Raw genomic sequence first — 17082 nt, 5'->3', positions numbered from 1 at the left:
TTTCGGTTAATTTTTTGAAAAAGGCAGAGTATAATGGAAATAGGAGGAATGAGTATGTATTCACTGTTAATTGTCGAAGATGAATCTCTTGTTAGAAGAGGACTCACTTCACTTATCGATTACAAACAACTCGGCATTTCAAACGTACAAGAAGCAGAAAATGGTAAACAAGCATGGGAGATTATCCAGCAACATCAACCAGACATCTTGCTAACAGATATCAATATGCCACAAATGGATGGAATCACATTGGCTCAACAAGTCAAATTACATTATCCACATACACATATCGTATTTCTAACAGGATATGATTACGTTGATTACCTATTATCTGCCTTAAAACTAGGAGCAGATGATTATTTACTAAAACCTATTTCGAAAAAAGAAATTGAAGCTTTTTTTGTTACAGTCGTTGGTAAATTAGAAAAAGAACGAAAAGAAAACCAAATTCACCAAGTAGATATCGTTTCAGAAGAAACAGAAATTGAAAAAATCATTCATAGCCAATTAGATAACCCTGACCTTTCTCTTGTAAAAGTTGCAGAACAATTAGGATTTACTCCTAATTATGTCAGTGTCTTAATTAAGAAAAAATTAGGAATGACATTTCAAGATTATGTTATTACTCAACGAATGAATAAAGCAAAAGTACTATTATTATCTACATCCATGAAAATTTATGAAGTAGCTTTAGCCGTAGGGATGGAAGATGTGAATTATTTTTCAGTTCGATTTAAGCAAATTGTTGGAGTAACACCCAAACAATTTCAAAAAGGAGTAGAATCATGAAGAAAAACTCCTTGTTTATAAAATTAACTACCTATTTACTAGGAATGCTATTTTTGATTTTGATTCTTGTTGGAAGTGTCTTTTATTGGAAAAGTAGTGAATTATTTAAAGAAAACATATCCGGACAAACGACTGCTAGAATTGATACAAGTGCTCGATATATTGAACAGTATGTCTCTCAATTAAAATATACAGTTAACGCCATTGCTAATGAGGCAGAAGTTGTTCAATTTGCTCAAGAACAAGAAAATAATTCGCAAATAAGTATTCGAAACTGGTTAGATTCCTTTATGAAAAGCAATGAACACTTTGTTTCGATGACGATTGTGACAAAAGATGGAAGAATCATTTCAAGTGATCAAAATCTTCAATCTGCCAATTCGAATGAATTAATGATGCAAGAATGGTACCAACAAGCGATTGACTTATCTCATAACCCAGTATTATTACCAAGTCGCTTGCAAAATGATAAATATGTGTTATCTATTAGTCAAGAAATTTTATCAAAGGCAAATGAAAGTTTAGGAGTCGTTCGATTTGATGTTGATTCTAACGCTCTTGAAAATTATATTAAGGAACTTTCTCTTGGAAATGATGGATATGCTTTTGTGATTAATACAGAGGGGAAAATCGTTTATCATCCTGATAATGAAGTCTTTCAATCTGTCGATAAGCAAATGTCTGCAGAAGATATTGCTAAAAGTCCAATGGATTCTATGATAGGGAAAAACTTTTTTGTACACAAAATTTCTATTGATAATTGTAATTGGGTATTAGTAGGAGTTAGTACTTTTTCACAGTGGGAACAATTATCGAAGCAATTATTCATGATTGTTTTTAGTATTGCGATTTTAAGTTTTATAGGTTGTTCAATTGGAATGGTTATTATTTTGAAACATCATTTATCTCCGATTAAACACTTGGAAGAGACTATGCAGGAAGTTGAAAAAGGACAAACTGATTTACGGGCTATTCCAAATGGAGCTAGTGAATTTCAACAATTAGCGCATCATTTTAATCATATGTTAAATCATTTAGAACAGTTAATGATAGAAGCTAGAAAGCAAGAACAATTGGCGAGAGTTTATGAATTAAAGGCTTTATCGAGTCAAATTAATCCACATTTTCTATATAATACATTAGATACCATTATATGGATGGCAGAGTTTCAAGATACAACTCGTGTTGTTTCGATTACAAAAGCACTAGCGACGTATTTTAGATTAGCGTTAAACGGAGGAGAAGATTTAATCACTCTTACAAAAGAAGTGGATCATGTAAGACAATATTTATTTATTCAGCAACAAAGATATGAAGAAAAATTATCTTATGAGATTCAAGTAGATGAAAATATTCCAGAAATTTTGTTACCTAAATTAGTACTACAACCATTAGTAGAAAATGCGATTTATCATGGTATTAAGGAAATTAATCGCCCAGGAAGAATACAATTGACGGTTCAATACCAATCTCCTTATATAAAAATTACGATTGAAGATAATGGAGTAGGATTAAAGAAACAAGGTACTTCTAATAAAGCTTTAGGTGGAGTTGGAATTCAAAATGTTCAAGAAAGATTAGCATTATATTTTGGAGAACAGTTTAAAATGGAATTTGATTCAGTAGAAAATTCTTATACAAAAGTATGCCTAACGATTCCTATTTCTAATTAGGCGAATGATATAATTGATAAAGAGAAAATACTTTCCATAGTAACAAGACCACTAGTAACCATGGAAATGGTTATTAGTGGAAGGAAAATTCGAGACCGAGGCTCAAATTTTAGGCATGAGACTTGCGGTAGCAAGGCTGCTGCCGTCCTTTGTTACTATATCAAAAGTATTTTCTCTTTATTCACCTTATAGTTTGACGGTCAAGTATCAATTCCCTTATAGTAAAATTACGAATAAAGATACAAAGGAGAAATTATGAAAGTCATTGTAGTAGGTGGAGGAACAAGCGGACTAATGGCAAGCGTAAGTGCAGCATTAGCAGGCGCAGAAGTAATTCTATTAGATAAAAATCCAAGCTTAGGACGAAAATTACTCTTAACAGGCGGAACACGTTGCAACGTAACAAACATCCGCTCAAGAGACGAAATTATTAAACACATCCCAGGAAACGGACGATTCTTACATAGTGCCTTTTCCCAATTCGATAACCAAGATATTATCGAATTTTTCCAAAACCGAGGAGTTCAATTAAAAGAAGAAGACCATGGAAGAATGTTTCCAGTATCCGATTCTGCTAAAACTATTTTAAATACATTTATCGAAGAAATTAAACGATTGGGCATTCAAGTGAGAACAAATGTAAAAGTTAAAACAATTCGCCTAGAAGAAGGACAGTTTTCAGCAGTTGAATTAGATAATGGAGAAAGAATCGAAGGGGATGCAGTTATTTTAGCACTTGGTGGAAAATCCTATCCGAAAACAGGTTCAACTGGAGATGGATACGGAATTGCTAGAAATGTTGGACATACAATCACCCCATTATTTGCTACAGAAGTCCCTCTAACAAGTAGTGAAACTTTCATTAAAGAAGGCGTATTACGAGCTCTTTCTTTAAGAAATGTTGCATTAAGTGTATTGAATCAAAAGGGAAAAGCAGTCGTTACTCATCAAATGGATATGATTTTCACGCATTTTGGTGTCAGTGGACCAGCAGTATTACGTTGCTCAAGCTTTGTTCATCAGCTACAACAAAAAGACAACGTTAAAGAAGTTACGATGTCACTAAATATACAACCTGATTTAACAAAACAGGAATTATTAGACAAATGGCAAGAATGGAAAGAAAATAGTCCACAAAAAACAGTGAAGACACCGTTAAAAGAATGGATGCCTGAACGATATGCAGAATTTTTACTTCAACAAATTGGATTGTCTTCTCAAAAAGTAATTGGTAAAATGACTGAGCAAGAAGTGCAACAATTGCTAAACTCTATTCAAGATTTTAGATTTACAGTTAATGGAAGTTTACCAATTGAAAAAGGTTTTGTAACGGGTGGAGGAGTTCAACTAAAAGAAGTTGATCCAAAAACATTAGAATCAAAAATTACTCAAGGAGTGTATTTCTGTGGAGAATTATTAGATATTCATGGATATACTGGAGGTTATAATATTACAGCAGCATTTGTAACAGGATATGTTGCTGGATTACATGCTGCACAAGGTTGGTAAAAATATGAAAAGAGCATAGTTTCGTCATAAAATCTTCATAATTAGAGACTATACTTTAGACATTCCCAAAGAATAATATTTACCTCCCAAAAGTAAATAAACTCTATCCTTTTTTTCTCCGGCAAAAAATTGCCGGAGTTTTTTTATTTTTGTAACGATTTAAGATTTGTTATGATATAATGACAACGAAACTGTTAAATGAATCGAGGTGTATCTCTTTCAATATGGTAAAATTGGGAGAAAGAATTGTAGAAAAAGGAATTCGTTTATTACCGTTAATGGACTTATCCCAAGTGGATACAAGTCAAGCTAGACCAATTCCGGAAGCAAAATCAAAATTAGAAATTATCGTTCATGCGATGGAAATCGGCATGGGAGTTTTAGGACATGTAGATATTTGTATTGAAGGCTATGTATACTCTTATGGAAATTATGATGAATTAGCTTGTATTTTAAATGGAGCTAGAGGCGAAGGTGTATTGTTAAAAGCACCAAGAGAAGATTATTTTAAATTTTGTAAGAGACATTACCAAAAAACACTATATATTTATAGTTTAGAAGTGACTGACGAACAAGTACAATTAATTAAAAATCGTTTGGAAAAAGTATTGAAGGAATCATTTACTTGGTCACCACCAGATGATATTTGTTCGTTTAATCCTGTGAGCGAAAAGCTAGAAGAAATGTATGCGTATTTCATGGTACAATGCATGCCTGTAACTTTTTATAAATTTAGAAAAACACAATTTAAGTTGTATACAATGTGGAGAAATAATTGTTTATTATTTGTAGACTATTTAGTTTCCGTATTAAAAATAAGACCTCTTCGTGCAAGAATGACAACTTTCCCAAGTTTGTATCAAGAACGATTAGAATCATTAAAAGAAAAACAACATTCAATCGTGACAGACTGTCAGATTTATTAAAGATTGGAATAAAACTAAAAATACTCTAATTACTTTACAATTGGAGATTATCGTTGTTTATGATAAAGAAAAGCCGTTAATCAGGAATGATTAACGGCTTTTTCTTTAGTATCAGTCAGCGTAATTGCCGCCTTCTACACCAAAATATTCTTCTAGTGTTTGTTTTGAAGTATAGATTTTTTCTGCAATATCTCCTACATATCTTAAATGCCAAGCTTCTGCTTGATAACCCGTAATGGCTTCTTTTCCTTCTTGGAATCTTACAATAAAGCCATATTCATGAGCGTGGCTATGCAACCATTCAATAGCTTTATTATCTTGAGGATTTTCTCCTAATAATCCACCAGAACCATTTAAAATATCAAAAGCAAGACCAGTTTGGTGTTCACTATATCCTGGACGAGCAGAATAAGTATCTGCTGCTTCTTTTCCATCTTTATTCACATAGTTTTGATAAAGCTGAGTTTGGTATTCATAGGAACGAAATCCACTATATTGATTGCTAATACTGAAACCTAACTCTTGCATTTTTTGAATAAGCTCCCTCACTTTTTCTCCAGCAATTGGATTTTCTCCTGGATTATAATCAGCAGGAAGTTTATGTTTTTTGTTAACGACCATTTGAATCCCTAATGATAGATCAGCTTCTCCATTACTTTTTTTAGTCGTTACAGTAGTCTGTTCAGTTGTAGCAGTTGCTTGAGTGGTTTCTGCTTTGTTTTCTGTAGTAGTGGTAGAGTGACAAGCTGTTAAAAATGCTAGACTTGCTACCATATAAATGAATTTTTTCATGATAATCCCCCTTTACTCATAGTATTTATTGTAGCACAGATATTGAAATGAAAAAATGGTGGATTAAAAAACGTAAAAATATGAATATTTTTATTAGAAAGGATAAATAATGTTCATAAATTAACCGTTTTCTAATGAAAAACTACTTGAATTTTATTTAGTTCGTGGTATAGTAGCTATTAAAAAATTACAGATTCTAGGAGGTCTCCATTATGTCCATGTGGGAAACGAAGTTTCAAAAAGAAGGGTATACGTTTGATGATGTACTATTAATTCCAGCAGAAAGTCATGTGCTGCCAAATGATGTGGATTTACAAGTACAACTTGCAAAGAATTTATTATTAAAAATTCCATTGATGAGTGCGAGTATGGATACTGTTACCGATTCAACAATGGCGATTGCGATTGCACGTCAAGGTGGCTTAGGTGTTATTCATAAAAATATGTCGATTGAAGCGCAAGCTGAAGAAGTTCATAAAGTAAAACGCTCTGAAAGTGGCGTTATTTTGAATCCATTTTTCTTAACTCCGAAACATTCTGTGCAAGAAGCAGAAGAATTAATGGCAAAATATCGTATTAGTGGAGTTCCAATTGTGGAATCATTTGAAAATAAAAAATTAGTCGGTATTTTAACGAATCGTGATTTACGTTTTATTACAGACTATTCGATTGAAATTGAAGAAGTAATGACAAAGGAACCATTAATTACAGCACCGGTGGGAACTTCTTTAAAAGAAGCAGAAAGTATTTTACAAAGACATAAGATTGAAAAACTTCCATTAGTAGATGAAAAAGGAAATTTATCAGGATTAATTACTATTAAAGATATTGAGAAAGTTATAGAATTCCCAAATTCGGCAAAGGATCAGCATGGACGATTATTAGTAGCTGCAGCAGTCGGTATTACTTCTGATACTTTTGAACGTGCGAAAGCATTATTAGAAGCAGGAGTAGATGCGATTGTCATTGATACAGCACATGGACATAGTGCAGGAGTCATCCGTAAAATTAAAGAAATTCGTGAAACATTCCCAGATGCAACGTTAATTGCGGGGAATGTTGCTACAGCTGAAGGTACTCGTGCTTTATTCGAAGTGGGAGTGGATGTTGTAAAAGTAGGGATTGGACCGGGTTCTATTTGTACGACTCGTGTGGTAGCAGGAGTTGGTGTACCTCAAGTAACTGCAATCTATGATGCTGCGACAGTTGCAAGAGAATATGGAAAAGCGATTATTGCAGATGGCGGTATTAAATATTCAGGAGATATTGTGAAGGCAATTGCTGCTGGTGGTCATGTCGTTATGTTAGGTAGTTTATTAGCAGGAACTGATGAGTCGCCAGGTGAATTTGAGATTTATCAAGGACGTCGTTTTAAAACATATCGTGGAATGGGTAGTTTAGCGGCGATGGAAAATGGTTCGAGTGATCGTTATTTCCAATCTAAAAATGAAGCGAATAAGCGTGTTCCAGAAGGAATTGAAGGTCGTGTAGCGTATAAAGGAGCTGCCAGTGATATTATTTATCAAATGATTGGTGGTTTGCGTTCTGGTATGGGATATGTTGGAGCGCATAATTTAGAGGAGCTTCGTGAAAATACGCAATTTATTCGTATGAGTGGTGCTGGATTGAGAGAGAGCCATCCGCATGATGTACAAATTACCAAAGAAGCGCCTAATTATTCAGTCCAGTAATGGCGTAAATTGGACTTTGTCTGTAGTAGTAAGGGACGCTAGTAGCCTCACCTTGCGAGTCTCTTAGCTAAAAATCGAGCCTGTAGTCTCGATTTTCCCCGAGTAAGAGTAACCTATCGGCTACTCTTACGTTTACTACTACGAAAAGTCCATTTATTTGGACGTGTATGTATGAGAGTCCGATGAATGAGATTGGACTTTATCTGAAGTAGTAAGGGACGGCAGCAAACCTTACGGTTTCATACATGTTTTCTACAGCGAAAAGTCTATTTATTTCTTTATTACTTAAAATTTTATAAAAATTATGAGCATTCTAGTTTAGAATTATTCTATTCTGTGATATACTTTATTCATAAAGGGGGAATGACAAATGTCAAAAGAAAAAACAAAATTAGTATTAAATCAATTAGTAGCTGACTTAAGCCAACAAGCAGCAATTATTCACCAAGCACACTGGTATATGCGTGGACGTGGATTTTTAACATTACACCCAGCAATGGATAAATTAATGGATGAAATCAATGAGCAATTAGATGAAGTTTCAGAACGCTTAATCACTATTGGGGGAGCACCATATTCAACATTACGTGAATTTGCAGATAATACAAAAATTCAAGATATTCCTGCATCTTACGAGCGTTCAATTGATGAATGGGTAAGACATTTATTAGTAGGATATGAATACTTAAGAGGGTTATACCAAGAAGGTTTAGAAGCTGCTGGAGAAGAAGGCGATGATGTATCACAAGATATCTGCATCGGCTTCAAAGGCGATATTGAAAAATTAATCTGGATGTTACGTGCACACTTAAACGAAGCACCTGGAATCTAATCAGTTCACTAAAATAGAATGGAAAAACGGATGAGATAATCGTCCGTTTTTTTGTTGGAAAAATTAGCCCTTAAATTGTGTCCTTTTTAAGGGCAGATTCAAATTTTAAGGGAAAAAAAGTATTTTAACACAATCAATTGAAAGAAGTTCTCCAAAAGTATAGAATAGTTTAAGAGAAAATGATTTAGAAAAAATAGATACAGGATAAAAGGAGGATGAGATGAATTCAAAGGCGTTTTATCAACAAATGTTTGCGATTGCGATACCTGTTGCATTGCAAAGTTTACTAACTTCATTTTTGAACACATTAGATACAATGATGATTTCCTCTCTTGGAGATGCGAGCATTGCTGGTGTTGGTTTAGCAAACCAAGTGTTTTTCTTATTTACATTGATTTGTTTTGGAATTAACACAGGTTCCTCAGTTTTATTCGCTCAATATTGGGGTGTAAGGGATGTTCCTCAAGTTCGAAAAATTAATCAAGCAAGTTTAATGTTGTCTACAGCTGTTTCTGTGGCATTTATGCTTGTTGCAATGTTATTCCCTTATGGAATTTTAGAATTATTTACCCATGATGCAACAGTTGTTCAAGCTGGTGGAGACTATTTACGTGTAGCTGCCTTAACCTATGTCATTACTGTATGGAGTTTTTCATTAGGTAGTGCTTTAAGAAGTACAGGAAATCCACGGGTTCCATTAATAGCAACGATGAGTAGTTTTGTCGCCAATGCTTTCTTTAATTATATTTTTATTTTTGGGAAATTAGGATTGCCAGCAATGGGAGTTGTCGGGGCAGCGTTAGGAACCGTTGTAGCGAGAATGATTGAAATTGGAGTGTTAGTTTTTGTCATCAAACGTTATCAAGGTCCGCTTCAAATTCCGATTCGACATTTGCAAAAAATTCCAAAAGAGTTTTGGACGGTCTACTGGAAGACAACTTTACCAGTTATTGTCAATGAAACATTTTGGGCATTAGGGCAAGTATTTTATAATGCAGCTTATGCGATGGTAGGAACTCAAGCCACTGCAGCGGTGCAAATTGCAGTTGCGATTCAAGGTTTAGCATTTGTTATCGTACGTGGATTAGGAAGTAGTTGTAGTATTATGCTTGGGCAAAGTATTGGGAAAAATAAAATTGATCGAGCAAAAAAAGATGCTTATCGATTTATTATTTTATCCATTATAACGGGTGTAGTCATTGGAGCTATTGAAAGTTTAACGCCACAATGGACATTATTATTATTTGGACATATTAGTCCAGAAGTATATACTCTTGGTCAACAATTATTACAAGTAATGGGAATCATTTTTATTTTAAAAACGATTAATTCCGTTATTGTTGTAGGTGTTTTAAGAGGTGGTGGGGATACTCATTATGGAATGAAATTAGAAATGAGTTGTGTCTGGTTAGTCGGCGTACCATTATCTCTTCTAGCAGCAGGAGTGTGGCATTTACCAGTTACTATCGTTGTCATTTGTGCAGGTATGGAAGAAGTGACAAAAGTAGTCGTAGGACTTTATCGTGTTTATTCTCAAAAATGGATTCATCGTTTAGTTCAAGACTAGTCATTTCCTTTCATTTATGGTAGAATATTTGTCAGACAGTTCGTAACCATCCTGTCTATAAACAAAACTAGGGCTTATTTGAACATGAAATGATCAATCAATTCCTGGAAAACGATGGTGTTTTTCAGGAATTTTTTATGTCTAAATAGTCCGGAAAGAAGGAAGAACAATGAGAAAAAACGAAGAAATGGGAGAAATTACACACTTAGGAAGTAAAACAGTTTATCGTGACGATTATGCACCAGAAGTGCTAGAGTCATTCCCAAATAAACATCCGGAAAATGATTATTTTGTAAAATTTAATTGTCCAGAATTTACTTCATTATGTCCAATTACAGGTCAACCTGACTTTGCGACAATTTATATTAGCTATGTTCCAGGAGAACGTATGGTAGAAAGTAAGTCTTTAAAATTATACTTATTTAGCTTTAGAAATCGTGGAGATTTCCATGAAGACTGCATGAATATCATTATGAAAGATTTAGTAAAATTAATGGATCCAAAATATATTGAAGTTTGGGGCAAATTTACGCCACGTGGAGGAATCTCTATTGATCCATATTGTAACTATGGAAAACCAGGTACTAAATGGGAACAAGTAGCAGATCACCGTATGATGAATCATGATTTATATCCTGAAAAAGTGGATAACCGTTAAGGAGAATCAGGATGAAATTAGTATTATTAAGTGGTGGAGTCGATAGTTCAACTGCATTATCGCTTGCTTTGAGTCAAGATCCCCAGGTTGAAGCCATTTCATTTTCATATAATCAAAAGCATAAGGAATTGGAATTAGAAGCTGCTAGAAAAATTGCAGCCTATTACAAAGTTCCTCATCAAATTTTAGAGGTAAGTTCTATATTTTCAGGAAGTAAATCGTCTTTAAATGCTGGTAATGATATTGAAGTGAGTACAGGAGATTATGCGACTCAAACAGAAGCAAATACAGAAGTGGAGTTTCGTAATGGAATTTTTATTTCGATTTTAGCAGGAATTGCGATGCAAAAAGGCGCTTCTGAAATTTATTTTGGGGCACACTTGGATGATTCAGGAGTCATTTATCCAGATTGCTCACCTGAATTTATTGAAGCGATGAATCAGGCTGTTCAATTAGGAAGTGGAGGCAAAGTTCGATTGACAGCTCCATTTGGACAAGTGAAAAAGAAAGATATTGTCGCAAAAGGAGTCGAATTAGGAGTTCCTTATGAATTGACGTACAGTTGTTATAATGGTGTGTATCCTCCATGTGGAAAATGTGGAACTTGTATTGATCGAAATAAAGCCTTTTTAGCAAATGGATTGGAGATTTTATAGTGAATAAAAAACAAATTAGATTATTAACACAAAACACTTTAATAGGTGCATTATATGTTGTTTTAACATTAATTAATCCTATTTCTTACGGAATGTTTCAGTTCCGTTTATCAACTTTATTAATGGGTGTTCCATTTTATAAACCGCAATTGTCATTAGGGATTTTAATTGGTGTAATGATTAGTAATATTCCAAGCCCTCTTGGACCGATTGATATTTTATCTGGATTTTTAATTCAATCAGTGAGTTTATATATTTTTAATCGTATTTTTAAAAATTCTTATGTGAAGAGTGCTGCTTATGGAATTTGGTGTGGTTTTGTAGTAGCTGCAGCATTGTATTACTCTTTACAAGTACCATTCTGGCCTAGTGTATTTGGCGTAGCTGTGTCGAATATTTTATTTGCCTTCTTAGGTACATTTATTGTTGAAAAATTCTTAACAGGATTTTTAGATAAAACTGTAGTTGAATAGAAAATGATGAATAGACTTCGAAACGTAATAGTGTTTCGAAGTCTTTTTTTGTTTGAACGTATGAGCGAAAAGATGAAAGAAAAATTTTGTGTTAGCGAGGTCGCCAGCAGCCTCTGCGAGTCTCATTAGTAAGGTAACAAAAATTTTTCATTGATTATTTGAGTTGGATTAGAAAACGTAGTGTAATGCCCTTTTTGGAACTAAAACATTTCAGTGAAAAAAACGTAAATAAAGTATAAAAGAAAGAAGGAAAATCTTTTTGTAGTGAAAGCAATAGAAGCCAGGGGTGGCTTCTATTGCAGGTAAAAATCGAGACCGAGGCTCGATTTTTAGCCATGAGACAGCGTTAGCTGGCTGCTGGCGATCTCGCAAACAAAAAGTATTTTTCTTCTTTCTTGTATTACGTAATCAAAAAATATTGACAGAAGATGAAAAGGGGAGTAAAGTTATAAAACGGAAAGATTACGTTTTATAGGAGAAGGAGATAAAATGAAAATTCATAAAAAATCATTACTGATTGGGAGTGCAAGTCTTGTTTTATTGGGAGGGTGTTCACTGTTTAATACTCAAAACACAAGTCAGCAAACAGAATCAGAAACTACAACAACAGAAATTTCAAAAGCTGATTTAGCAAAATTTGAAAAAATTGCTGAAGAAGTAAAAGAAAACAAACCAAAAACAATTGTTGGAGAAGTATTCGAAAATGGATATTTAAAAAAACATGGAGATCACTACCATTTTGTATATGGAGCTCCTCCAGCAGATGCTATTTTTGAACAAAAGACTTCAGCAACAGCGATTAGTTCTGCAGATGACGGATATGTGTTTAATCCAAATGATATTGTAGAAGAAAATGAAATGGGATATGTTGTTCGTCACGGAGATCATTACCACTTTATTTATAAAAATAATGCCCAACAAACACTAGCAACAACAATTGCTACAAATTCAGTAGTGAATGAACATCATGAAGAAGTAGAAGATGGTTATGTATTTGATAAAAAAGATGTTGTAAGTGAAACAGAAACAGGGTATATCGTTCGTCATGGAGACCATTTCCATTTTATTTATAAAGATAAACAAGGAAATCCAGTAGTAACTACAGAGCACCATGAACACGATGGCGAACATCACGACCACGAAGGTGAGCACGATGATCATGAGGGAGACAAACATGACCACGAAGGTGAACACCATGATGGCTATGTATTTGATAAAAAAGATATTGTTAGTGAAACAGCAGAAGGTTATGTAGTGCGACACGGAGATCATTTCCACTTTATTTATAAAAATCAAGTGAATCATGAAAATTCACATCATGATATTGTTGCATCAACGATTGAAAAAGCTGAAAAGGTAGAAAAGGAATTACATGGTTTAACAGGAGAAAGTGCTACACCTCTTACTAAGCCTGAAACAAAACCAAACACAGAAGCTCCGACTACACAGCCAAAAGAAAAACAATTTGCCGGAATTCATTATAGAACGAGTGACGGATTTTTATTTGATGGGAATCATATTATTGGTACATCAGGAGAAAACTTATTAGTGGCACATAATGGAAATATGAAAGATATACATGTTATTCCATTTGAACAATTAGTTCATACAAAATGGGAACATTTAATTCCAAAAGAACATTTAGAAGCTGCTAAAGCACGCTATAATGGGGCTGCAACGCTTCCTAAAGAAGAACATCACCATGATGATGCAACGAAGCCAGCAGAAATGAGTGAGTTAGATAAAAAAATTGAAGAAAAAATTGCTGGTATTATGAAACAATACGGTGTAAAACGTGAAAGTATTGTAGTCAATAAAGAAAAAAATGCCATTATTTATCCGCATGGAGATCACCATCACGCTGATCCAATTGATGAACATAAACCAGTTGGAATTGGTCACTCTCATAGTAATTATGAACTCTTCAAACCAGAAGAAGGAGTTGCTAAAAAAGAAGGGAATAAAGTTTATACAGGTGAAGAATTAGCAAGTGTTGTAAAATTATTAAAAAACAGCACATTTAATAACCAAAACTTCACCTTAGCAAATGGACATAAACGTGTATCCTTCAGTTTCCCACCAGAATTAGAGAAAAAATTAGGAACAAATATGATGGTGAAATTAACGACTCCAGATGGAAAAACGATTGAAAAATTATCAGGAAAAGTATTCGGTGAAGGTGTCGGGAATATTGCTAATTTTGAATTAGATAAACCATATTTACCAGGCGAAATATTTAAATACACGATTACATCAAAAGATTATCCAGAAGTAAATTATGAAGGAACATTTACCGTTCTATCTTCATTAGCATACAATATGGCAAGTCGTACGATTTTTTATCCATTCCATGCAGGAGATACTTATTTAAGAGTGAAACCTCAATATGCAGTACCAAAAGGGACTGATGCTTTAGTCAGAGTATTTGATGAATTTCATGGAAATGCGTACTTAGAAAATAACTACAAAGTGGGAGAAATTCAACTTCCAATTCCAAAATTAAATCAAGGAACTACAATGACAGCAGGTAATAAAATTCCAGTAACCTTCATGGCAAATGCCTATTTAGACAATCAATCTTCTTATATTGTGGAAGTTCCAGTTTTAGAGAAGAATAATCAAACAGAAAAACCTGGAATTTTATCACAATTTAAAGGACATGGCACAGAAGAAAGTTCTCAGCCTGTAGAAAAAGCTGAAGAATCACCAAAAGAAACTGGAAAAGTAGAAGAACCTTCAAAACCAACTGGAAAAGATGAAGGATTGAAACCTGTAGAAAAAGAGGAAACTCCAAAAACAACAGGAGAAGGATTAAAACCTGAGACAGAAAAGCCAAAAGAGAATCCAATTTCTGAACCAGGACTAGAAGAGGCACCAGCAGTAGATCCAGTACAAGAAAAAATTGCGAAATTTGCTGCCAGTTACGGATTAGGATTAGATAGTGTCATTTTCAATATGGATGGAACGATTGAATTACGTTTACCAAGTGGAGAAGTCGTTAAAAAGAATATGGCAGATTTTACAGGAGAAGCATCTCAAGGAAGTAGTAAAAATAAACCAACAGATTCCTTACCAGAGGCTCCAAAACCAAGTGAAAAACCTGTGAAACCTGAAAATTCAACAGATAATGGAATGTTAAATCCAGAAGGAAAGACAGGAGTGGATCCTATGCTTGATCCAATGTTAGAAGAAGCACCAGCAGTAGATCCAGTACAAGAGAAAATTGCAAAATTTGCTGCTAGTTACGGATTAGGATTAGATAGTGTTATCTTTAATATGGATGGAACTATTGAGCTACGTCTACCAAGTGGGGAAGTCGTTAAAAAGAACATGGCTGATTTTACAGCATAATATATTGATGGAAAACGTCTAAATCGACGAAAAGATTTAGGCGTTTTTTGTGTTTTGAAAATCTGGTAATGGTAAATGCTAAATGATGAAAGAAAAATTTTGTGTTAGCGAGGTCGCCAGCAGCCTCGCTAGCGAGTCTCATGGCTAAAATTTGAGCCTTGGTCTCAAATTTTACCTATACTGGAAGCCAGACGTGGCTTCCAGTATTTTCGCAACAAAAATTTTTCTTTCATCTTTTAGTCGAATTATAAAACGAAGTACAACACTTTAAAAAAAATAAATACTGTTCAAAAGGATATGACAAACAAAAAAAGTTATCAGAAGTAAGCGTGAAATGTATTCTTGGGAGCAGGGCAAGAGGCGTTTGATAGATCTTAAATCGAAAAAAATCCAGGGTTACAATAAAGAAAAAATATGTTAAACTGACGGTAGTTAAGGGGTTTCAAAAAATGACTATGTATATATAGTTAATGAAAGCAATAAAGCACTTCATTAGACTTTTTTAATTGGTCTCGTGCTTAGAAAATAAAAAAATAAATTAAGTGTATAAGTTAGCGAGTAAACTTATTAGCTAACAAATTTGAGTTTGTAGAGGTTTTGGAATATGATATTTCATGAATTTGGTGATAAAAAATTTCCACATATATTATTGATACACGGCGGAGGTAATTCCTGGTGGAATTATCTTCGGCAAGCTCGTATATTATCCGATAAATATCATGTGATATTACCAACACTTAATGGTCATGGAGAAGAATATCAAAAAGAGTATATTTCAACTGAAAATTCCGCACAGCAAATTATGGACTATATAAAAAATAATTGCGATGGAAAATTATTTGCTGTGGGTGGTGTTTCTTTGGGAGGTCAAATTGCTATTGAGTTATTATCGCTAAATAGTGATATAGCTCAGAAAGCAATAATAGATGGTAGCATTTGTATTCCTCAGCCAAAACTGGCAAGGGTTAGTACAATTATTGTAAAATTATTCGGAAAACTTATGTTTAGTAAATATGCAAGTAAAATTCAGTTGAGTTTAATGAAAAAAATTTATCCCAATATGGCTTATTCGCAAGAAATAGAAGACTATTATATGGAGGATATGCCAAGGATTCCGATTAAAACATTGGTGACTATGTATCAAACATATATGGGAGAATATAGGCTTAAAGATTCTATTACAGAAAGTAAAGCACAGGTTCTATATATTTATGGTGAAAAAGAAATGGGTTGCGTTAAGGAATCGGCTAAGCTGTTTCAAAAAATGCATCCTAATTGTACTGTATATGAAGCGAAAGGATATAATCACGGTTATCTATCAGCTTATCTGTCTTTGGAGTGGATGGATTTGGTTAATCCATTTTTGGAAAAAGATGTTCATCATAGTAACTAAACTACAAAGTTATATAATACCTAGGTTTGTCGACTTTTCATAAATTTTGTTTAAAAAGTATTGTCAGTAAAAAAACGTAAATATAATATAAAAGAAAGCAGAAAAATCTTTTTGTAGCGAAAGCAATAGAAGCCAAGGCATGGCTTCTATTGCAGGTGAAAATCGAGACCAAGGCTCGATTTTTAGCCAAGAGACTCGCAAGCGAGGCTACTGGCGACTACGCAAATAAAAAGCATTTTTCTGCTTTCTTTCTTTTTTTACGTACTTCAAAAAAATTGACAGAAGAAAAGAATAGTAGTTTAATAGCAAAAATCAGTGGTATACGAAAGAGGATAGAACGATGACAAATAAAATCAATGGACAAAAACTAACATTTCTTATTTCAAACGATCCAGTTTTCAGTTTGGTTGTCACAGATAAAATGGTAACGGGTATTCAAATAGAAAGTGATTTTATAGCAGATATTATTTTACCAAAAGAAAAACGAAACTATAATGGATTAGAACGCCATCTTCAATATTTATTGGCTACAAAAAAATCATTGCCAGAAATATTGGACCAAATAAAAGAAAAAGGTTTCTCTACTCCTATTCACTACAATTTAAAAATTGATATAACAGAGTGTTAAGAATAGTGAAGAAACGCAAAACAGTATAAAAGAAAGCAGAAAAATCTTTTTGTAGCGAAAGCAATAGAAGCCAGGAGGTGGCTTCTATTGCAGGTGAAAATCGAGACCAAGGCTCGATTTTTAGCCAAGAGACTCGCCAGCGAG

General features: G+C 33.8%; 14 protein-coding genes. 13 read left to right on the top strand and 1 reads right to left on the bottom strand.

Features of this window, described 5'->3' with window-relative positions:
* Positions 1–54: 54 nt before the first annotated feature.
* The 4 genes from HMPREF0446_RS07960 to HMPREF0446_RS07940 all read left to right on the top strand — a co-directional run bounded on the left by HMPREF0446_RS07960 (position 55) and on the right by HMPREF0446_RS07940 (position 4897).
* A complete protein-coding gene (locus HMPREF0446_RS07960; RefSeq protein ID WP_006703915.1) occupies positions 55–789 on the top strand; it encodes a response regulator transcription factor in 735 nt (244 codons plus the stop codon).
* Positions 786–2462: a sensor histidine kinase gene (locus HMPREF0446_RS07955; protein ID WP_006703914.1), complete on the top strand. Its 1677-nt coding sequence runs from the start codon at positions 786–788 to the stop codon at positions 2460–2462. Before HMPREF0446_RS07960 ends, HMPREF0446_RS07955 begins: the two co-directional genes overlap by 4 nt.
* Positions 2463–2717: 255 nt before the next feature.
* Entirely contained in the window at positions 2718–3971 is a 1254-nt protein-coding gene (locus tag HMPREF0446_RS07945; protein WP_006703913.1) for a BaiN/RdsA family NAD(P)/FAD-dependent oxidoreductase, read from the top strand.
* Between the two features lie 224 nt (positions 3972–4195).
* Positions 4196–4897, top strand: coding sequence for a hypothetical protein (locus HMPREF0446_RS07940; RefSeq protein WP_020991452.1), 702 nt, complete (start codon positions 4196–4198; stop codon positions 4895–4897).
* Positions 4898–5008: 111 nt separating this feature from the next.
* On the opposite strand, the gene HMPREF0446_RS07935 is transcribed toward HMPREF0446_RS07940, so the two are convergent.
* Positions 5009–5689, bottom strand: coding sequence for a M15 family metallopeptidase (locus HMPREF0446_RS07935; protein ID WP_006703911.1), 681 nt, complete (start codon positions 5687–5689; stop codon positions 5009–5011).
* A gap of 212 nt (positions 5690–5901) precedes the next feature.
* On the opposite strand from HMPREF0446_RS07935, the gene guaB reads away from it, so the two are divergent.
* The 9 genes from guaB to HMPREF0446_RS07890 all read left to right on the top strand — a co-directional run bounded on the left by guaB (position 5902) and on the right by HMPREF0446_RS07890 (position 16938).
* A complete protein-coding gene (guaB, locus tag HMPREF0446_RS07930; RefSeq protein ID WP_006703910.1) occupies positions 5902–7380 on the top strand; it encodes an IMP dehydrogenase in 1479 nt (492 codons plus the stop codon).
* 370 nt (positions 7381–7750) lie between these two features.
* Positions 7751–8212, top strand: a complete 462-nt coding sequence (locus tag HMPREF0446_RS07925) for a Dps family protein (protein ID WP_006703909.1) — start codon at positions 7751–7753, stop codon at positions 8210–8212.
* 220 nt (positions 8213–8432) lie between these two features.
* Positions 8433–9779, top strand: coding sequence for an MATE family efflux transporter (locus HMPREF0446_RS07920; RefSeq protein ID WP_006703908.1), 1347 nt, complete (start codon positions 8433–8435; stop codon positions 9777–9779).
* Between the two features lie 169 nt (positions 9780–9948).
* Entirely contained in the window at positions 9949–10437 is a 489-nt protein-coding gene (gene queF, locus HMPREF0446_RS07915) for a preQ(1) synthase (RefSeq protein ID WP_006703907.1), read from the top strand.
* 11 nt (positions 10438–10448) lie between these two features.
* Positions 10449–11093 carry a 7-cyano-7-deazaguanine synthase QueC gene (gene queC / locus HMPREF0446_RS07910; RefSeq protein WP_006703906.1) on the top strand — a complete coding sequence of 215 codons (645 nt, stop codon included), beginning with the start codon at positions 10449–10451 and terminating at the stop codon, positions 11091–11093.
* Positions 11093–11566, top strand: coding sequence for a QueT transporter family protein (locus HMPREF0446_RS07905; protein WP_006703905.1), 474 nt, complete (start codon positions 11093–11095; stop codon positions 11564–11566). Before queC ends, HMPREF0446_RS07905 begins: the two co-directional genes overlap by 1 nt.
* 489 nt (positions 11567–12055) lie before the next feature.
* Complete coding sequence (locus tag HMPREF0446_RS07900) at positions 12056–14917, top strand: pneumococcal-type histidine triad protein (protein WP_006703904.1); 2862 nt, start codon at positions 12056–12058, stop codon at positions 14915–14917.
* A gap of 604 nt (positions 14918–15521) precedes the next feature.
* Positions 15522–16310, top strand: coding sequence for an alpha/beta fold hydrolase (locus HMPREF0446_RS07895; protein ID WP_006703903.1), 789 nt, complete (start codon positions 15522–15524; stop codon positions 16308–16310).
* A 340-nt stretch (positions 16311–16650) separates the two neighbouring features.
* Entirely contained in the window at positions 16651–16938 is a 288-nt protein-coding gene (locus tag HMPREF0446_RS07890) for a hypothetical protein (RefSeq protein WP_006703902.1), read from the top strand.
* Positions 16939–17082 lie beyond the last annotated feature (144 nt).

This window comes from Granulicatella elegans ATCC 700633 (assembly GCF_000162475.2).
Taxonomy (GTDB): domain Bacteria; phylum Bacillota; class Bacilli; order Lactobacillales; family Aerococcaceae; genus Granulicatella; species Granulicatella elegans.
Note: the sequence above shows the minus strand (reverse complement) of the source record. Positions and strands in the feature narration are given on the sequence as shown.